Below are 17033 nucleotides of genomic sequence, written 5' to 3' on the forward strand. Positions count from 1 at the left end.
CGGACCGGAGAAAGCGACCGGGCCCGGCGGACCGGAGAAGGTGACCGCGCCGGGCGGACCTGAGAAGAGGAGCGAGGCCTGTGAGCGAGCGTCCGCAGGAGATGACGGTGGCGACCGCCTTCGCCGGGATGCGGACGGCGGTCCCGGTGGTGTTCAGAGCCGGCTGCCCCGACTGCCGCGGCCGCTTCGAACTCGGCGCGGGCGCCCTGCGCCTCGCCATCGGCGCCAGCAGCCGCACGACGTTCTACTCCTTCACCTGCCCCGAGTGCGGCTCCGCCGTCCGCAAGCCCGCCGGGGAGCGGATCGTCGAACTGCTCACCGGAGGCGGGGTGCGGACCCTGCGGCTGCACTCCACGGTGTAGCCGGTCGCGTCCCGGGCCGGCGGACGGTCTAGTCTCGACGTCATGTTCTGGCCGATGTTCGCGGTAGCCATGGGGTTCCTGGGGCTCGCCGTCCTGGGGGTGCTCGCCGTGCGGGTCTTCCTGGAGGCACGGCGCCTCGGTGAGCAGGTGGCGGACTCCGCGCGCCGTATCAACCGGGCCGCCGAGGATCTGGAGCGGGCGGCGGTGAGCACGGCCCGCGCCGCGGACGCGCTGTGAGCGGCGGCGGGCGGTACCCGCGTGTCCGGTGGGGGCAAGCGCTTTGCGTCACTTCGCCCTGTCATGCTGCCCTAAGGGAAAGGTACGCTGCTGGTCGTGGTGCGGAGAACGAGGCCCGTACCGTGAACCGGGAGTAAGCACGGGGATTGCCTCACGTTTACCCCCGAGCGTTACGATCGCTGCCAGCGCGACCATCGGACACATGTCCGACTGGCCGGACAGCACCCCCACCCAGCCGCCTCGGTGAGAAGGTAAAGACTTATGTTCGGAAGGCTCGGAGCTCCCGAGATCATTCTCATCCTCGTCGTCATCATCCTGCTGTTCGGCGCGAAGAAGCTTCCGGACATGGCCCGCTCGCTCGGCAAGTCCGCGCGCATCCTCAAGAGCGAGGCCAAGGCGATGAAGGAAGACGGCAGCACCTCCGCCCAGGCGCCCGCCCCGGGCGAGCAGCCTCCGGCCCAGCGCACCATCCAGGCGGCCCCCGGCGACGTGGCCAGCTCGCGGCCGGTCAACGAGCCGACGGACACCACCCAGCGCTGACGCACGGCCGGAAGCCCCGGCCTGCCGCACGAGATGAGGATGTGGGTTGCTCAAGCCTGCCCGCGACAAGGAGAAGGATCCAGAGGGGCGGATGCCCCTCGCGGATCACCTTCGTGAGCTCCGCAACCGGCTCGCGAAGGCGATGCTGGCCGTCGTCGTCGTGACGGTGGTCGCCGCCTTCTTCTACAACGACATCATCAACTTCCTGACCCAGCCGATCCTCGACTCGGTCGGTTGCGGGAAGAGCTTCGCGGAACTGGCCCACTCGACTGCCAAGACGCAGCCGTGTGCGCAGATCACGATCAACGGCCTGCTCGCCCCCTTCACGCTGGCGCTGCAGGTGTCGCTGATGGCCGGTGTCGTGTTCGCGTCGCCGATCTGGCTCTACCAGCTGTGGGCCTTCGTGGCCCCGGGCCTGCACCGGCACGAGAAGAAGTACGCGTACGCCTTCGTCTTCACCGGCGCCCCCCTGTTCTTCGCCGGTGCCTTCTTCGCGTACAAGGTGCTGCCGACCACCGCGAAGGTGCTGCTCGGCTTCACCCCCGACGGCCGGATCGCCAACCTGCTGCCGCTCGACGACCTGCTCCAGCTGGTCACCCGCATGGTGATCGTCTTCGGTCTGTCCTTCGAGCTGCCGCTGCTGCTGATCATGCTCAACCTCACCGGGGTGCTGACCGGCAAGCGGATGACCGGCTGGTGGCGGGGCATGATCCTGGGCATCACGATCTTCGCGGCCGTGGCCACGCCGAGCACCGACCCGCTGTCGATGCTGGCGCTCGCCGGGCCGATCTGGGTGCTGTACTTCGGCGCGTGCTGCTTCTCGCTGCTCAACGACCGCCGCAGGCGCCGCCGCGCCGCCGCGGGCCCCGCCGACGACGAGGCCTCCGAGCTGGACCTCACGCCCGAGGACATCGGCGCGACCGAGCCCGTCCCGGTCAGCCACGCGCTGCCCGAGCAGGCGCACAACGACCGGATCAACGGCTACGACGACGTGACCTGACCCGACCGGTCCCCGCTCCGCCGCACGATGCCCCCGCCCCCCAGGGACGGGGGCATCCGTCGTCCTCCGGCGCCCCGTCGTCTCCCGGCGGGCCGGGGATCCGGATAATGATCGTCCTGTTGTCAGCGGCGCCCGGTACGCTCGAAAGTACGATGACAGAGGATCTCTCACCGGCCGAGCGGTACGCGGCAGCCCGCAGGCGGGCAGCCGAGCAGGCCACCGCCCTCGCCTCCTTCCGCGAGATGTACGACTTCGGCCTCGACCCCTTCCAGATCGAGGCCTGCCAGGCCCTCGAAGCGGGGAAGGGCGTACTGGTGGCCGCCCCCACCGGCTCGGGCAAGACGATCGTGGGCGAGTTCGCCGTCCACCTCGCCCTGCAGCAGGGCAAGAAGTGCTTCTACACGACACCCATCAAGGCGCTGTCGAACCAGAAGTACGCCGACCTGTGCCGGCGCTACGGCACGGCCAAGGTAGGCCTGCTCACCGGCGACAACAGCGTGAACTCCGACGCCCCGGTGGTCGTGATGACCACCGAGGTGCTGCGGAACATGCTCTACGCCGGCTCGCAGACCCTGCTCGGCCTCGGCTACGTGGTCATGGACGAGGTGCACTACCTCTCCGACCGCTTCCGCGGTGCCGTCTGGGAGGAGGTGATCATCCACCTGCCCGAGTCCGTGACGCTGGTCTCGCTCTCCGCGACCGTGTCCAACGCGGAGGAGTTCGGTGACTGGCTGGACACCGTCCGCGGTGACACCGAGGTGATCGTCTCCGAGCACCGGCCCGTGCCGCTGTTCCAGCACGTCCTCGCCGGGCGCCGGATGTACGACCTGTTCGAGGAGGGCGAGGGCCACAAGAAGGCCGTCAACCCCGACCTGGCCCGCCTCGCCCGGATGGAGGCCACCCGGCCGTCGTACCAGGACCGCAGGCGCGGCCGGTCGATGCGCGAGGCCGACCGGGAGCGGGAGCGCAGACAGCGCTCGCGCGTGTGGACCCCGGGCCGGCCGGAGGTCATCGAACGGCTCGACTCCGAGGGCCTGCTCCCGGCCATCACGTTCATCTTCAGCCGTGCCGCCTGCGAGGCCGCCGTGCAGCAGTGCCTGTACGCGGGCCTCAGGCTCAACGACGAGGAGGCGCGGGAACAGGTGCGCGCCCTGGTCGAGGAGCGCACCGCCTCCATCCCGACCGAGGACCTGCACGTCCTCGGCTACTACGAGTGGCTGGAGGGCCTGGAGCGCGGGATCGCCGCCCACCACGCGGGCATGCTGCCGACCTTCAAGGAGGTCGTGGAGGAGCTGTTCGTCCGCGGTCTGGTCAAGGCCGTGTTCGCCACCGAGACCCTTGCGCTCGGCATCAACATGCCCGCCCGCTCGGTGGTGCTCGAAAAGCTCGTCAAGTGGAACGGCGAGCAGCACGCCGACATCACCCCCGGCGAGTACACCCAGCTGACCGGCCGGGCCGGCCGCCGCGGCATCGACGTCGAGGGCCACGCCGTGGTGCTGTGGCAGCGCGGCATGAGCCCTGAGCACCTCGCCGGGCTCGCGGGCACCCGTACGTACCCGCTGCGCTCCAGCTTCAAGCCGTCGTACAACATGGCGGTCAACCTGGTCGAGCAGTTCGGCCGGCACCGCTCGCGCGAGCTGCTGGAGACGTCCTTCGCGCAGTTCCAGGCCGACAAGTCGGTCGTCGGGATCTCCCGCCAGGTGCAGCGCAACGAGGAGGGCCTGGAGGGCTACAAGGCCTCCATGACCTGCCACCTCGGGGACTTCGAGGAGTACGCGCGGCTGCGCCGGGAGCTGAAGGACCGGGAGACCGAACTGGCCCGGCAGGGCGCCGTCGAGCGCCGCGCCGAGGCCGCCGTCGCCCTGGAGAAGCTCAAGCCGGGCGACGTCATCCATGTGCCCACGGGCAAGTACGCGGGCCTCGCCCTGGTGCTGGACCCGGGTCTGCCCGCCGGCCGCGCGGGCGGCCACCGCGGTTTCGAGCACCATGACGGCCCGCGCCCGTTGGTGCTCACCGCCGAGCGGCAGGTCAAGCGGCTGGCGTCGATGGACTTCCCGGTGCCGGTGGAGCCGCTGGACCGGATGCGCATCCCGAAGACCTTCAACCCGCGCTCGCCGCAGTCCCGCCGGGACCTCGCCTCGGCGCTGCGCGCCAAGGCCGGGCACATCCCGCCGGAGCGGGCGCGCAGGAAGCGGTCGCAGGCCGCCGACGACCGCGAGATCGCGCGGCTGCGGACGGCGATCCGCGCGCACCCGTGCCACGGGTGCGACGACCGCGAGGACCACGCCCGCTGGGCCGAGCGCTACCACCGGCTGCTGCGCGACACCTCGCAGCTGGAGCGGCGCATCGAGGGCCGTACCAACACCATCGCGCGGACCTTCGACCGGATCGTGGCCCTGCTGACCGAGCTGGACTACCTGCGTGGTGACGAGGTCACCGAGCACGGCAAGCGGCTTGCGCGGCTGTACGGCGAGCTGGACCTGCTGGCCAGCGAGTGCCTGCGCGAGCGGGTCTGGGAGGGCCTGGCCCCTGCCGAGCTCGCCGCCTGCGTCTCGGCGCTGGTGTACGAGGCGCGGGTGGGTGACGACGCCATGGCGCCGAAGCTGCCCTCCGGGCAGGCCAAGGCCGCGCTCGGTGAGATGGTCCGGATTTGGGGCCGGCTCGACGGGCTGGAGGAGGACTTCCGGATCAGCCAGACCGAGGGCGTCGGGCAGCGGGAGCCGGACCTGGGGTTCGCCTGGTCCGCGTACATGTGGGCGTCCGGCAAGGGGCTCGACGAGGTGCTGCGGGAGGCGGAGATGCCCGCCGGTGACTTCGTCCGGTGGTGCAAGCAGGTCATCGACGTGCTGGGGCAGATCGCCGCGGCGGCTCCCGGGGAAGGTTCGACCGTGGGGAAGGCCGCGCGCAAGGCCGTCGACCAGTTGCTGCGGGGTGTGGTCGCCTACTCGTCGGTCGGCTGACCCGTACGTCCTCGTCCCGGAACGGCGACCGGGGCCGCTGAGATGCGGCCCCGGTCGCCGTTTCACTCTCCGCGGTGACCGACTTCCGTACACCCGAGGGTCGTTACGGAATGCGTTCGAACAACAGCCCTGCGTGCAAAAGGAGTTGAGGTTACTCCTCCTGCGGGGGCGATTTCAGGTGCTTGCCGAATATGACACGGCGTTGATCCGGTCGGACTAAGCTCGCCCGCGGCGCACCGAGTTGAGCCAATTCGTGCGCCTGTTCCCAAACGTGCCGTACGTCCCGATCCTTCTTGTACCTTCCCCCCGCGAACTCCCCCGACACCCAGCCGATTCTTCTCAGAAGGCATCCATGGTGAGTGTGCAGAAGCCTCCCGGTCGCCGCGAACGCCCCTATGCGCGGGTACTCCTGCCGCCGGCCATAGTCATGGCCGCGGCGGCAGGCGCCGCCGTCGCCCTCGTACCGCCGCCGGCCCGGTTCGCCGTCGGCGTGTGCGGAGCGCTGGCCGTGCTGATGGTCCTCGGTACGGCCGGGGAGGCCGCCCGCCGCGGCCGACGGCTCCGCGAGGCACAGGCCGAACACGCCCGCCATGTGGCGCAGCTGGAGCAGCGGATCGCCGCACACAACGAGCTGATGGCGCGCTTCGCCACCGAGGTGCTCCCCAACGGCTTCTACCGGCTGCGCCGCGGCGCGGTGCTGCGCAACGTGGTGCGCGACGTCTTCGACGCGGACCCCTACCTGCGCTCCCTCCCCGACGGCTACCGCGAACTGATCCGCATGGCGCTGCGCGGTGCCGACCAGGAGATCTCGATGCGCGACGCCACGGAGCGCTCCTTCGTGAGCGTCGCCCGGCGCGTCCAGGCCATCGTCCACCAGCAGGCCGAGGAACTGCGCGAGATGGAGGAGGACCACGGCCGCAACCCCGAGGTCTTCGACGACCTGCTGCGCATCGACCACGGCACCTCGCTGATCGGACGGCTCGCCGACACCATCTCCGTCCTCGGCGGCGGGCGGCCCGGCCGCCAGTGGCCCCAGCCGGTCTCCCTGTACAGCGTGCTGCGCGGTGCCATGTCGCGCATCCTGGAGTACCGCCGCATCAACCTCGCCTCCATCGTCAACATCAACATCAAGGGCACCTCGGTCGAGCCGGTCATCCACGCCGCCGCCGAACTCCTCGACAACGCCACCCGCTACTCGCCGCCCACCACCAAGGTGCACGTCACCGCGGTCGAGGTGCAGTCGGGCATCGTCATCGAGATCGAGGACTGCGGGGTCAGCCTCAGCGAGGAGTCCCGCGCCCGTATCGAGCGGATGATCGAGGACGCCAAGAACGGCGAGGACGCGCACAACCTCGGCGAGAACCCGCGCCTCGGCCTCGCCGTCGTCGGCCGCCTCTGCAAGCGGTTCGACATGGAGGTCTCGCTGCGCTCCTCCGCCTACGGCGGGGTCCGCGCGATCCTCGTGGTCCCGCGCGTGATGACGACCACCGAGCCCGGCGTCGGCGCCGTGCAGGCCCACGGCATCGGTGCCGCCGCGGCCCAGATCCCGACGGCGGACGCCGTCGAGGGCCCCAAGCGCCCGGCCAAGAAGCGCCGCCCCACCAGCCCCAAGATCCCCGCCGGGATCTCCCTGGAGGACGACGTCCCCGAGGTCACCGAGTGGACGGCGGGCGGTCTGCCGCAGCGCCGCAGCCGGGTGAAGACCTCGCTGACCCAGCGGTACGCCGAACAGGCCGCCATCGAACGCGCCGAACGCGAGGGCCGGCCGACGATCTGGTCGCAGCGCGAGCCGGAGCCCGAACCCGAGCCCGAGATCGACCCCGAGCGCAAGAAGCTCATGGAACGCCCGCCGGGCCTGTGGATGGAGGACTTCTGGAACGGCCTGCGCCAGGGCATGCCACCGGACACCCCCACCCACGAACTGACCGACTTCACGCTCCACCCCACCAAGTACCTGCATCTGCTTAACGATTCGGCCGACTACGCCGAGGGTGCCACCGCGGGCGCCGCCGAGGCCGACGACGAGGGGGACCTCAAGTGATCCAGCAGCGAGGCAACCTGGACTGGATGCTCAAGCAGCTGAACGACGGCGTACCGGGCATCGAGATGATCGTGGTCCTCTCCGCCGACGGACTGCGCATCGCCCGCTACGGCGGCGACCCCGACGCGGCCGACCGGGTGGCCGCCGCCTGCGCGGGCGTACAGAGCCTGGCCGGCGCCATCGTCCAGGAGCTGCCCGGGGCCGGCGACATGAAGACCGTCGTCTTCGAGATCGACGGCGGCTACTTCTACCTCATGAACGCCGGCCCCGGCGCCTTCCTCGCCGTGCTCTCCGACGTGACGTGCGAACCGGGGCGGATGAGCGGCATGATGCGTGACCTCGTCGTCCGGATCGGCGCCCACCTCACCAGTCCGCCCCGGCGCGACGGGCAGACCGTATGACCCCTCCGCGACGCACGCGGCGCCGGCCGCAGCCCCTGGTCCCGGAACCGGCCCCCCGGCCGCCGCAGCCCGCGCAGCCGACGGCGGCGGACGGCCGGAGGCCGCGCCCGAACCCGGAACGGCTGTACTCCGTCGCCGGGTCCGACGGTGCCCGCGCCGAACTCGATCTGGTGACGCTGATCGTGGCGCGTACCGCGCCACCGGTCTCCGCCACACCGGAGCAGTCGGCAGTGCTCCGCCTCTGCCGCGCCCCGCTGTCCGTGGCGGAACTCTCGGCCTATCTCGGACTTCCGTTCAGCACGATGACCGTCCTGCTCACCGAGCTGATCACGGACGAACTGGTGCACGCGCGCGCCCCCATCGTCCGCCAGGCCGTCCCCGACCGATCACTTCTCGAAGCGGTGATGCATGGACTTCAAAGGCTCTGACACCCTCCCCGGCCCGCGCACCGAGGACCAGCTGCCGCACACGGCGCAGGCCGCGGTGAAGATCGTGATCGTGGGCGGCTTCGGCGTCGGCAAGACCACCATGGTCGGTTCGGTCAGCGAGATCAGACCGCTGACCACCGAGGAGACCATGACCCAGGCCGGCATCGGGGTCGACGACGACTACGGTTCCGACTCCAAGACGGCCACCACTGTGGCCATGGACTTCGGCCGCATCAGCATCACCGAGAAACTGGTGCTCTACCTCTTCGGCACACCCGGCCAGGAGCGCTTCTGGTTCCTGTGGAACGGCCTGTTCGAAGGCGCGCTGGGCGCGGTCGTGCTGGTCGACACCCGGCGCCTGGAGGTCAGCTTCGACGTCATGGGACGGCTGGAGGAGGGCGGTGTGCCCTTCGTCGTCGCCGTCAACTCCTTCCCGGACGCACCCCGTTACCCCGTCGAGGAACTGCGCACCGCGCTCGACCTGGGCCCGGACATCCCGATCATCGACTGCGACGTGCGCCGCCGGGCCTCCAGCAAGGACGTGCTGCTGACCCTGATGGGCTTCCTGCACTCGCTCGCCATGTCCGGCGCCCTCATCTGACGGCGGCCCCCGACCCCTGCCCCTCATGTTCCGAAAGCGACCATTGTGACGCATGAACCGCCTTCCCCGGCCGGCACCCACGACACCCTCCCCGGTCCGCCGCCGGGCTGCCCCGCGCACGGACTCGTCGCCGGGGGGCCGCGCCGGCTCTACGGCCCCGAAGCGGAGGACCTCGGCGAGCTGTACGAGCGCCTGCGCGAGGAGCACGGCCCCGTGGCGCCCGTGCTCCTCCACGACGACGTGCCCATGTGGGTGGTCCTCGGCCACGCCGAGAACCTGCAGATGGTGCGCCAGGCCTCCCAGTTCACCCGCGACAGCCGGATCTGGACCCCGCTGCTCGAGGGCAGGGTCAAGCCCGACCACCCCCTGATGCCGCACATCGCCTGGCAGCCCATCTGCTCGCACGCCGAGGGCGAGGAGCACAAGCGGCTGCGCGGCGCCGTCACGGCGGCCATGGAGACCATCGACCACCGCAGCGTGCGCCGCCACATCGGCCGCTACACCCAGATCCTGGTCAACGGCTTCTGCGGGCGGGGGCGGGCCGAACTGGTCTCCCAGTTCGCCGAGCATCTGCCGATGGCCGTGATGTGCGAGATCCTCGGCATGGCCGAGGAGTACAACGACCGGATGGTGCAGGCCGCCCGGGACGCCCTGAAGGGCACCGAGACCGCCATCCAGAGCCACGCCTACGTCATGGACGCGCTCAGCCGGCTCACCACCCGGCGGCGCGCCGAGCCCGAGGACGACTTCACCAGCCACCTCATCACCCACCCGGCCGGCCTCACCGACGACGAGGTCCGCGAGCACCTGCGGGTCGTCCTCTTCGCGGCCTACGAGGCCACGGCCAACCTCCTCGCCAACGCGCTGCGCATGGTCCTGACCGAGCCGGGGTTCCGCGCCCAGCTCAACGGCGGGCAGATGACGGTGCCGGAGGCGATCGAGCAGTCCCTGTGGGACGAGCCGCCGTTCAGCACGGTCCTCGGCTACTACGCCAAGCAGGACACCGAGCTGGGCGGACAGCAGATCCGCAAGGGCGACGGGCTGCTCTTCGCGCCCGCCCCGGGCAACGTCGACCCGCGGGTGCGGCCCGACCTGTCCGCGAGCATGCAGGGCAACCGGGCGCACCTCGCGTTCGGCGGGGGGCCGCACGAGTGCCCCGGCCAGGACATCGGCCGCGCCATCGCGGACGTCGGTGTCGACGCGCTGCTGACCCGGCTGTCGGACATCCAGCTCGACTGCCCCGAGGAGGACCTGCGCTGGCGGTCGTCCATCGCCTCCCGGCACCTGGTGGCCCTGCCGGTGCGGTTCGAACCGAAGCCGCAGCAGGACGTCGACCTGCCGCCGCAGGCCGTGCCCGTCCCGCAGCAGCGTTCCGCCTGGCAGGTCGGCGCCCTGAGCACCGACCCGGCACCGGCCCCCGACGCACGGCCGGCCGCCGTCGGCGCCGCCCCCACCCCCGCCGCGCCCCCGCCCCCTCCGCCGGCCCCGCCGGCCGCCCGTCCCCGGGGCCTCTGGCAGCGCCTGCTGGCCTGGTGGCGCGGCGAGTGAGCCCCGTCCCCGCGAGCGGAGGACACCGCCTCAGGCGGCCCAGCTCTCGTACGACGTCCAGGCGTGCAGTTCGCGGGCGCTGGTGAAGGCGTGCTCCGTGCCCGTGACCGGGTCGGTGAACTCCAGTGTCCGGGCCAGCAGTTGCAGGGGGCGGCGGAAGGCGCCCGGGGGTTCGGGAGCGGTCACCTCGGGGTAGAGCGGGTCGCCGAGGATGGGGATGCCCAGGGCGTTCAGGTGCACCCTCAGCTGGTGGGTCTGGCCGGTGGCGGGCAGGAGCCGGTAGCGGCCGAGGCCGGCGCGGTGGCCGGCCCGTTCCACCCGGGTCTCCGCGTTCGGCTCGCCCGGGACCTCCCGGGCGGCCTGCACCCCGCGCTCCTTGACGATCCGGCTGCGCACGGTCCGGGGCAGGGCGAGCGCGGGGTCGTACGGTGCCACGGCCTCGTACACCTTGCGCACCCGCCGGTCCCGGAACAGCGTCTGGTACGCGCCGCGCTCCTCGGGCCGTACCGTGAACAGCACCAGTCCGGCGGTGAGCCGGTCCAGGCGGTGGGCCGCCGTCAGCGCGGGGATGCCCAGCTCGTGCCGGAGCCGGGCCAGCGCGGTCTCGGCGACGTGCGTGCCGCGCGGGGTCGTGGCCAGGAAGTGCGGCTTGTCGGCCACCACGATGTGGTCGTCCCGGTACACCACCTCCACCGGGAACGGCACCGGCACCTCGGCGGGCAGCTCGCGGTGGAACCAGACGTACGTCCCCGGCCGGTACGGCGCGTCCGGGGACAGGGCCCGCCCGTCGGCGCCGACCACCAGCCCCGCGGCGAACATCGACTCGATCGTCCCGGGCCCGGCCCCCGTCAGCCGCTCCACCAGGTACTCCCGCGCGGTGGCCCAGGTCCCGCCCGCGGGCAGCCGCACCCGTACGGGGTCGACCCCGCGGCGCTGGGGGAGCGGGGCGGGCGGGGGCGGCGTACGGCGTCTCATCGGGGTCAAGGGTACGGGGGCGCGGTCACCGGTACGGGGGGCCGAAATCGGGTGCGCCCGCGGCCGCCGAGTCGGCAGGATGTCGGCCATGCCCCATCTCACCCGTCCCGTCGTGGCACCCGGCGCCCTGGCCCGTGCCCCCCAGCCCACCCTCCCGGCCGGCGGCGGCCTGGTCCTGCGCCCGTGGCGGGCCGAGGACGCGCCCGCGGTGCACGCCGCCTTCCAGGACCCGGTCCTGCAGCAGTGGCACATAAGGTCCTGTGACTCCGAGGAGGAGGCGGCCGGCTGGATCGCGCGATGGCACCAGGGATGGGCCGAGGAGCGCGAGGCCCAGTGGGCCGTGGTGGACGAGGCCGCGCACGAACTGCTGGGCCGGGTGGCGCTGCGCGAGATCCTGCTCGGGGACGGCGTCGCCGAGGTGGCGTACTGGACGGTGGCCCGGGCGCGGGGCCGCGGTGTCGCCGTGCGCGCCACGACGGCCCTGTCCCACTGGTCCTTCGAGGAGCTGGGCCTGCACCGCCTGGAGCTCATGCACGCCACCGCCAACCAGGCGTCCTGCCGGGTCGCCGGCAAGGCCGGGTTCGCCCTGGAGGGCACCAAGCGCAGCGCCCTGAACCACCCGGACGGCTGGCACGACATGCACCTGCACGCGCGTCTGCGCGGCGACTGAACCGGCCGGCCCCCGGGAAACAGGCGGGCGGAAAACGGGCGGGCGGCACCCGGCCCGGGTGCCGCCCGCCTCGCTCGTCCGCTCAGGCCGCCACCGCCGGCGCGCCCTCCTGCTCCGCCTCGATCCGCGCGTTCCACTCCCGCTTGGAGGCCTGCCAGCCGTCCTCGTTGTGGCCCAGGCGCCAGTAGCCGGAGATCGACAGGTCCTCGCGCGGAACGCCCCGCTCGACCCGCAGCAGCCGGCGCAGCTCCTTCACGAAGCCCGCCTCGCCGTGCACGAACGCGTGCATCCGCCCGTCGGGGAAGTCCAGCCCGCGCACGGCCTCGACCAGCGCCTCGCCGACCGGCCGGTCCCCGCGGTGCAGCCAGACCACCGGCACCCCGGCGTCGATCTCCTGCTCCTCCTCGGGGCCGGAGATCTCGACGAAGGCGTGCGCGCGGGCGCCGGCGGGCAGCGTCTCCAGGGCGCGGGCGATCGCGGGCAGCGCGCTCTCGTCGCCGGCGAGCAGGTGCCAGTCGGCCCCCGGGTCGGGCGTGTACGCGCCGCCGGGGCCCATGAAGCGCACGGTGTCGCCGGGCCGCGCCCGGACGGCCCAGGGGCCCGCCAGGCCCTCGTCGCCGTGGATCACGAAGTCCAGGGTCAGTTCGCGCCGGACCGGGTCCCAGGCGCGCACGGTGTACGTGCGGGTCACCGGCCACTGCTCGCGCGGGAATTCGGCCCGGATCCGTTCCAGGTCGAACGGCTCCGGGTAAGAGACGCCCTCGGCACCGAACAGCAGCTTGACGTAGTGGTCGGTGCAGGTGTCCGCGGCGAAGCCGGCCAGGCCCTCGCCGCCGAGCACGACCCGCTGCATGTGCGGGGTCAGCCGCTCGGTGCGGATCACCTGTGCGGTACGGGGCTTGCGCGGCTTTCGTCCCGGACGCTCTGCCATCACGGCCTCCTGCGAGGTTGGTTAGGTTTACCTAAGTTAGCATCCCGCTCCTCTCCCTCACGTGTTCCCCGCAACCGGCGTGGATCCCTTTACCGAAACATTCCGCTCGGTCTCATCGCGCGAGCGTCGTCAACAGCCGTTGCAGGGAACCGCCGAGGCCCCACCGTTCGGCCAGCGCCTCGAGCGCCGCCGGGTCGCGCGGAACCCGCGGCAGGGCCGTTCCGACGTCCGGCAGCGGCACGTCGTCGGCCACCCGCACCACCTCGGGCGCCACCGCGAGGTACGGCCGGGCCTCGGCGAGCCGCTTGCGCTGCGACGGCGTGAGTTTGGCCCGCGGGTCGTCGACCGCCGCCATGATCCCGGCCAGGTCGCCGAACTCGGCGAGCAGCTTGGCGGCCGTCTTCTCGCCGATCCCGGCCACGCCCGGCAGGCCGTCGCTCGGGTCGCCGCGCAGCAGCGCCAGGTCCGCGTACCCGCGCCCGTCGACGCCGTACTTCTCGCGCAGCACCGCCTCGTCGGTCAGCTGCAGCGTGCCGACGCCCTTCAGCGGGTACAGCACCCGGATCCCCCGCTCGTCGTCCACCAGCTGGTACAGGTCGCGGTCGCCGGTGACGATGTCGACCGGGCCGCCGGCCCGCGCGGTGAAGGTGCCGATCACGTCGTCCGCCTCGTACCCCGCGACGCCGACGCGCGCGATCCCGACCGCGTCCAGCACCTCCTCGATCACCGGCACCTGCGGGGAGAGCGTGTCCGGCACCTCCTCCTGGTCCGGCGCGCCCTCGTGCTCCTCGGCGACCCGGTGCGCCTTGTAGGTGGGGATGAGGTCCACCCGCCACTGCGGGCGCCAGTCCGCGTCCATGCAGGCCACCAGGTGCTCCGGCCGGTGGTCCTTCACCAGCCGGTCGATGAAGTCCAGCAGTCCGCGCACCGCGTTGACGGGCGTGCCGTCCGGTGCCTTCACGGAGTCCGGGACGCCGAAGTAGGCGCGGAAGTACAGCGAGGCGGTGTCGAGAAGCATGAGTCGTCCGGTCACGCAGGCATCATGCCGCACCCCACCGACACCGCCCGGTGCGCGGCGGGGCGCCCGCGGGGGCGTTCCGACCACGGCAAGGTTCAGGCCAATCACCCTGCGTCAGGACCGTTGGCCCGGGCTGGGGCGTGCCGCCCTGCTGGTCGGCGGGTTCGTCCCCGGGGGTGAGCGGGTCCCGGGCCGGTCACCGGTCCCCGATCACTGGCGCGAACCGGCAGGGTGGGGATCACGGGGAGGTCAGGGATGCGGCAGGCGCGTGAAACGGTTTGCCGAACATGCGTAGGGTGCAGAGAAGTCATCGGAAGAGGTGTGCCCCGCAGCGGGCACTCGGACAGCGGCACGACGAGCGAGGGAGGGAGCCGGAGCGATGGGCGACCACAAAGAGCAGCAGCCCGTGCGGGTGGGCGCGGCCGTCCGGCGGCGCCGCCGTGCGCTGGAACTGACCCTCGCCGTCGTGGCCGAGCGCAGCGGCCTCTCGGTGCCCTTCCTCAGCCAGGTCGAGAACGACCGGGCCCGCCCGAGCCGTACCTCCCTGGAGAAGCTGGCCGACGCGCTCAGAACCACGGCCGTCGAACTCCTCGCCGCCGCCGACCCGGCCGCCAGCGTGGACGTCGTGCGCGCCGCACACCTCCCCGAGGGGGACTTCGACCCGCGCACCCGCACCCTGGTGCGCGGCCACCACCAGCTGCACGCCTCCGAGTTCACCGGCGACCACGACGCCGGCCGCGAGTTCCAGCACCGCAACGACGAGCTGATGTACGTCGCCGACGGCGCGGTGGAGATCGAGGCGGAGGGGCGCGCGTACCGGCTCGGCCGGGGCGACACCCTGTACCTGACGGGCGGGGTGCGGCACCGGTGGCGGGCCACCGTCCCGGACACCCGCATCATCGTGGTGGCGGTGGCGGAGCACATCGAGGCCGTCCAGGACAGGTCCCGCTGACGGCCCGGCACCGGGTGCGGGTCACCGCGGGCTCCCGGGCGCGGGTCGTCTCCCTGGTCCCGTCCCTCACCGAGGCCGTGGCGGTCACCCTGCCCGGCGCCCTCGTCGGCGCCACCGACTGGTGCACCCACCCGGCGGACCTGACGGTGCCCCGGATCGGCGGCACCAAGAACCCCCGTATCGACCGCGTCCTCGCCCTGGCCCCCGACCTGGTGATCGCCAACGAGGAGGAGAACCGCGCCCCCGACCTCGACGCCCTGCGCACCGCGGGCGTCGAGGTGCTGGTCACCGAGGTGCGCAGCGTGCCGCAGGCCTTCACCGAGCTGGAGCGGGTGCTCACCGCGTGCGGTGCGCCGGGCCGGCCCGGCTGGCTGGACGCGGCCGAGGCCGCCTGGGCGGCGCCGCCCGGGACGGCGGAGCGGCGGACGGCGGTCGTACCGGTCTGGCGCCGGCCGTGGATGGTCCTCGGCCGCGACACCTTCGCGGGCGACGTCCTGGCCCGCCTGGGCGTGGACCACGTGTACGCCGCGCACCCCGAGCGCTACCCCCGCGTCGCCCTGGACGCACTGCGGGCGGCGCGCCCGGACCTGGTGGTGCTGCCCGACGAGCCGTACCGGTTCACCGCCGAGGACGGCCCCGAGGCCTTCCCCGGCCTGCCCTGCGCCCTGGTCAGCGGACGGCACCTGACGTGGTACGGCCCGTCCCTGACGGAAGCACCACGGGTGCTGGCCGGGGCGCTGCGAGCAGCTCGCCGCTGAGCAGCCCGCGCACGGTGCCCCGGGCCGCCGCGAGCCAGGCGGCCACCAGGACGCCGTACAGGCCGACGGCCAGGGCGCCGTACACCGCCAGGCCCGTGTGCCGGGCGAGGGCCGCCGCGCCGGTGACACAGGTGCCCACCGGGAAGGTGAACGCCCACCAGGACAGCGTGAAGCCCATGCCCCGGCGCCGGGCCCGCACCACGTGCGCGGTGGCCAGCCCCAGCCAGAGCAGCGCGAACCCCATCACCGGCACCCCGTACAGCACGGCGAACACGCCGAGACCCCGGTCGTACGGGGGCGGTACGACCCCGGGGGCGGCGTCCGCGATCAGCGCGACGGCGGTGGTGGACTGACCGAGCGGGCCGAGGACCAGGAACAGGGTCGGGGTCAGCGCGAGCGGCAGCGGTCCGGTGGTGACCAGCCGGGCGAAGACCAGCGGCAGCATCAGCAGCACGGCCAGCAGGCTCAGCCCGAACAGCGCGAAGCACGCCAGCAGCAGGGTCTCCCGGGGCTGCCCCGGCGGCAGGTACGGCACCAGCAGCGGGCCGAGCGCGGCCGACACCATGGGCGCGACCAGCGGCAGCAGCCACACCGGGGTGGCCTGGGCGGCCTCGGCGCGGTGCCGTACGGCCATCAGGTACGGCACGGCCACGGCGGCCCCGAGCCCGGCCGCCGTACCGGTGGTGAACAGCACCGCGTCCAGGGCGACGGCCACGCGTGTGCCGATCAGTCCCCGGCCGGCCGTCAGGGCGCCGCCGCCGACCGCCAGCAGGGCCATCGCCAGGCAGCCGTAGAAGGGGGCCGTGGCCGGGTCGAAGAGGTGGGCGCGGGCCTGGTCGCGGTGGCGGCTCCAGTGCACGGCCCGGGCGGCCAGCAAGGTCACCAGCAGGAGCAGGGACAGCGCCCAGACGGCCGCGAAGGCGCCGCGCGGGCCCTGCGCCGGTCCGGGCAGTGCGACACCGGCCGAGCCGACGACGGCAGTGCCCATCACACAGGCGTACCAGTTCGGGCCGAGGTGCCGGAGCCGGCCGGCACGGGGGAGGGGCGGGGACTGGGCTGCGGTGACCATGTCCTCACGGTCCCGCGACCGGTCGCCCCTGACCAGGGACTTCCCGTCTATGAGGACATAAGCTGGTCTTATGAGCGAGGCAGAGGAACAGCGACGGGCGACGGCTTCCCTGGCGCACCGGGTGCCGGACCTGGGCGCGCTGGAACTGCTGCTCGCGGTGGCGCGGCTGGGCAGCCTCGGCGCGGCGGCCCGCGAGGTCGGGATCACCCAGCCCGCCGCCAGCAGCCGGATCCGCTCCATGGAACGGCAGCTGGGGGTCGCCCTCGTCGACCGTTCGCCGCGCGGCTCCCGGCTCACCGACGCCGGCGCCCTGGTCACCGACTGGGCCCGGCGGGTGGTGGAGGCCGCGGCGGCCTTCGACGCGGGGGCGCAGGCACTCAGGGACCGGCGGGACTCACGGCTCAGGGTCGCGGCGAGCATGACCATCGCCGAGTACCTGCTGCCGGGCTGGCTGCTCGCCCTGCACGCCGAGCGGCCCGACACGGCAGTCTCGCTGCTCGCGGGCAACTCCGCCAGGGTCGCCGAACTGCTGCTGGCCGGCG

At 72.9% G+C, this 17033-nt stretch carries 18 protein-coding genes; 14 read left to right on the plus strand and 4 right to left on the minus strand.

All coding sequences use genetic code 11. The features are described from left to right. The first annotated feature begins 101 nt into the window (after nt 1-101). The 10 genes from IE312_RS36660 (at nt 102) to IE312_RS36705 (ending at nt 10118) form a co-directional block, all read left to right on the plus strand. Nucleotides 102-362: a hypothetical protein gene (locus IE312_RS36660; RefSeq protein WP_189986660.1), complete on the plus strand. Its 261-nt coding sequence runs from the start codon at nt 102-104 to the stop codon at nt 360-362. 42 nt (nt 363-404) lie between these two features. After that, nucleotides 405-599 carry a hypothetical protein gene (locus tag IE312_RS36665; RefSeq protein ID WP_189986644.1) on the plus strand — a complete coding sequence of 65 codons (195 nt, stop codon included), beginning with the start codon at nt 405-407 and terminating at the stop codon, nt 597-599. Between the two features lie 261 nt (nt 600-860). Next, entirely contained in the window at nt 861-1139 is a 279-nt protein-coding gene (gene tatA / locus IE312_RS36670) for a Sec-independent protein translocase subunit TatA (RefSeq protein ID WP_189986645.1), read from the plus strand. Nucleotides 1140-1185: 46 nt separating this feature from the next. Continuing rightward, entirely contained in the window at nt 1186-2139 is a 954-nt protein-coding gene (gene tatC / locus IE312_RS36675; protein WP_189986646.1) for a twin-arginine translocase subunit TatC, read from the plus strand. A gap of 107 nt (nt 2140-2246) precedes the next feature. After that, nucleotides 2247-5099 carry a DEAD/DEAH box helicase gene (locus IE312_RS36680; RefSeq protein ID WP_189986647.1) on the plus strand — a complete coding sequence of 951 codons (2853 nt, stop codon included), beginning with the start codon at nt 2247-2249 and terminating at the stop codon, nt 5097-5099. A gap of 352 nt (nt 5100-5451) precedes the next feature. Continuing rightward, on the plus strand, nt 5452-7140 hold the full coding sequence (locus IE312_RS36685; protein ID WP_229900883.1) for a sensor histidine kinase: 1689 nt from the start codon (nt 5452-5454) through the stop codon (nt 7138-7140). Further along, nucleotides 7137-7541, plus strand: coding sequence for a roadblock/LC7 domain-containing protein (locus IE312_RS36690; protein WP_189986648.1), 405 nt, complete (start codon nt 7137-7139; stop codon nt 7539-7541). The genes IE312_RS36685 and IE312_RS36690 overlap by 4 nt, the downstream gene beginning before the upstream one ends. Beyond that, entirely contained in the window at nt 7538-7969 is a 432-nt protein-coding gene (locus IE312_RS36695) for a DUF742 domain-containing protein (protein WP_189986649.1), read from the plus strand. Before IE312_RS36690 ends, IE312_RS36695 begins: the two co-directional genes overlap by 4 nt. Next, complete coding sequence (locus IE312_RS36700) at nt 7950-8570, plus strand: GTP-binding protein (RefSeq protein ID WP_189986650.1); 621 nt, start codon at nt 7950-7952, stop codon at nt 8568-8570. Before IE312_RS36695 ends, IE312_RS36700 begins: the two co-directional genes overlap by 20 nt. A 45-nt stretch (nt 8571-8615) precedes the next feature. Then, nucleotides 8616-10118 (plus strand): cytochrome P450, encoded by a 1503-nt coding sequence (locus IE312_RS36705; RefSeq protein ID WP_189986651.1) that lies wholly within the window; start codon nt 8616-8618, stop codon nt 10116-10118. Nucleotides 10119-10148: 30 nt separating this feature from the next. On the opposite strand, the gene IE312_RS36710 is transcribed toward IE312_RS36705, so the two are convergent. After that, entirely contained in the window at nt 10149-11093 is a 945-nt protein-coding gene (locus tag IE312_RS36710) for an RluA family pseudouridine synthase (protein ID WP_189986652.1), read from the minus strand. Between the two features lie 88 nt (nt 11094-11181). Here IE312_RS36710 and IE312_RS36715 point away from each other — a divergent pair, with 88 nt between their 5' ends. Beyond that, a complete protein-coding gene (locus IE312_RS36715) occupies nt 11182-11763 on the plus strand; it encodes a GNAT family N-acetyltransferase (protein WP_189986653.1) in 582 nt (193 codons plus the stop codon). A gap of 82 nt (nt 11764-11845) precedes the next feature. Here IE312_RS36715 and IE312_RS36720 read toward each other — a convergent pair whose 3' ends face one another. Together IE312_RS36720 and IE312_RS36725 are read right to left on the minus strand one after the other, a co-directional pair. Then, entirely contained in the window at nt 11846-12694 is an 849-nt protein-coding gene (locus tag IE312_RS36720) for a siderophore-interacting protein (protein ID WP_189986654.1), read from the minus strand. A 112-nt stretch (nt 12695-12806) separates the two neighbouring features. Then, nucleotides 12807-13727 (minus strand): 5'-3' exonuclease, encoded by a 921-nt coding sequence (locus IE312_RS36725; protein ID WP_189986655.1) that lies wholly within the window; start codon nt 13725-13727, stop codon nt 12807-12809. A gap of 364 nt (nt 13728-14091) precedes the next feature. On the opposite strand from IE312_RS36725, the gene IE312_RS36730 reads away from it, so the two are divergent. After that, nucleotides 14092-14664, plus strand: coding sequence for a helix-turn-helix domain-containing protein (locus IE312_RS36730; protein ID WP_189986656.1), 573 nt, complete (start codon nt 14092-14094; stop codon nt 14662-14664). Nucleotides 14665-14678: 14 nt separating this feature from the next. Next, entirely contained in the window at nt 14679-15422 is a 744-nt protein-coding gene (locus IE312_RS36735; protein WP_189986657.1) for a helical backbone metal receptor, read from the plus strand. Here the strand turns inward: IE312_RS36735 and IE312_RS36740 are convergent. Then, nucleotides 15334-16491 carry a TDT family transporter gene (locus tag IE312_RS36740; RefSeq protein ID WP_189986658.1) on the minus strand — a complete coding sequence of 386 codons (1158 nt, stop codon included), beginning with the start codon at nt 16489-16491 and terminating at the stop codon, nt 15334-15336. The two genes, IE312_RS36735 and IE312_RS36740, sit on opposite strands and share 89 nt — an antisense overlap. 70 nt (nt 16492-16561) lie before the next feature. Between IE312_RS36740 and IE312_RS36745 the strand changes: the two genes are divergently transcribed. Continuing rightward, nucleotides 16562-17033 (plus strand): LysR family transcriptional regulator (locus IE312_RS36745; protein ID WP_189986659.1); only part of this gene is annotated, 472 nt, incomplete at its 3' end.

The organism is Streptomyces capoamus (assembly GCF_014654935.1).
Classification (GTDB): Bacteria; Actinomycetota; Actinomycetes; order Streptomycetales; family Streptomycetaceae; genus Streptomyces; species Streptomyces capoamus.

Excerpts from the sequence above, each read along its gene's own strand:
- IE312_RS36730 (WP_189986656.1), top strand. The coding sequence starts at position 14,092 with ATGGGCGACCACAAAGAGCAGCAGCCCGTGCGGGTGGGCGCGGCCGTC.
- tatA (WP_189986645.1), top strand. The coding sequence starts at position 861 with ATGTTCGGAAGGCTCGGAGCTCCCGAGATCATTCTCATCCTCGTCGTC.
- IE312_RS36680 (WP_189986647.1), top strand. The coding sequence starts at position 2,247 with ATGATCGTCCTGTTGTCAGCGGCGCCCGGTACGCTCGAAAGTACGATG.
- IE312_RS36710 (WP_189986652.1), bottom strand. The coding sequence starts at position 11,093 with ATGAGACGCCGTACGCCGCCCCCGCCCGCCCCGCTCCCCCAGCGCCGC.
- IE312_RS36685 (WP_229900883.1), top strand. The coding sequence starts at position 5,452 with ATGGTGAGTGTGCAGAAGCCTCCCGGTCGCCGCGAACGCCCCTATGCG.
- IE312_RS36695 (WP_189986649.1), top strand. The coding sequence starts at position 7,538 with ATGACCCCTCCGCGACGCACGCGGCGCCGGCCGCAGCCCCTGGTCCCG.
- IE312_RS36740 (WP_189986658.1), bottom strand. The coding sequence starts at position 16,491 with ATGGTCACCGCAGCCCAGTCCCCGCCCCTCCCCCGTGCCGGCCGGCTC.
- IE312_RS36720 (WP_189986654.1), bottom strand. The coding sequence starts at position 12,694 with ATGGCAGAGCGTCCGGGACGAAAGCCGCGCAAGCCCCGTACCGCACAG.
- IE312_RS36660 (WP_189986660.1), top strand. The coding sequence starts at position 102 with ATGACGGTGGCGACCGCCTTCGCCGGGATGCGGACGGCGGTCCCGGTG.
- IE312_RS36700 (WP_189986650.1), top strand. The coding sequence starts at position 7,950 with ATGGACTTCAAAGGCTCTGACACCCTCCCCGGCCCGCGCACCGAGGAC.
- IE312_RS36665 (WP_189986644.1), top strand. The coding sequence starts at position 405 with ATGTTCTGGCCGATGTTCGCGGTAGCCATGGGGTTCCTGGGGCTCGCC.
- IE312_RS36715 (WP_189986653.1), top strand. The coding sequence starts at position 11,182 with ATGCCCCATCTCACCCGTCCCGTCGTGGCACCCGGCGCCCTGGCCCGT.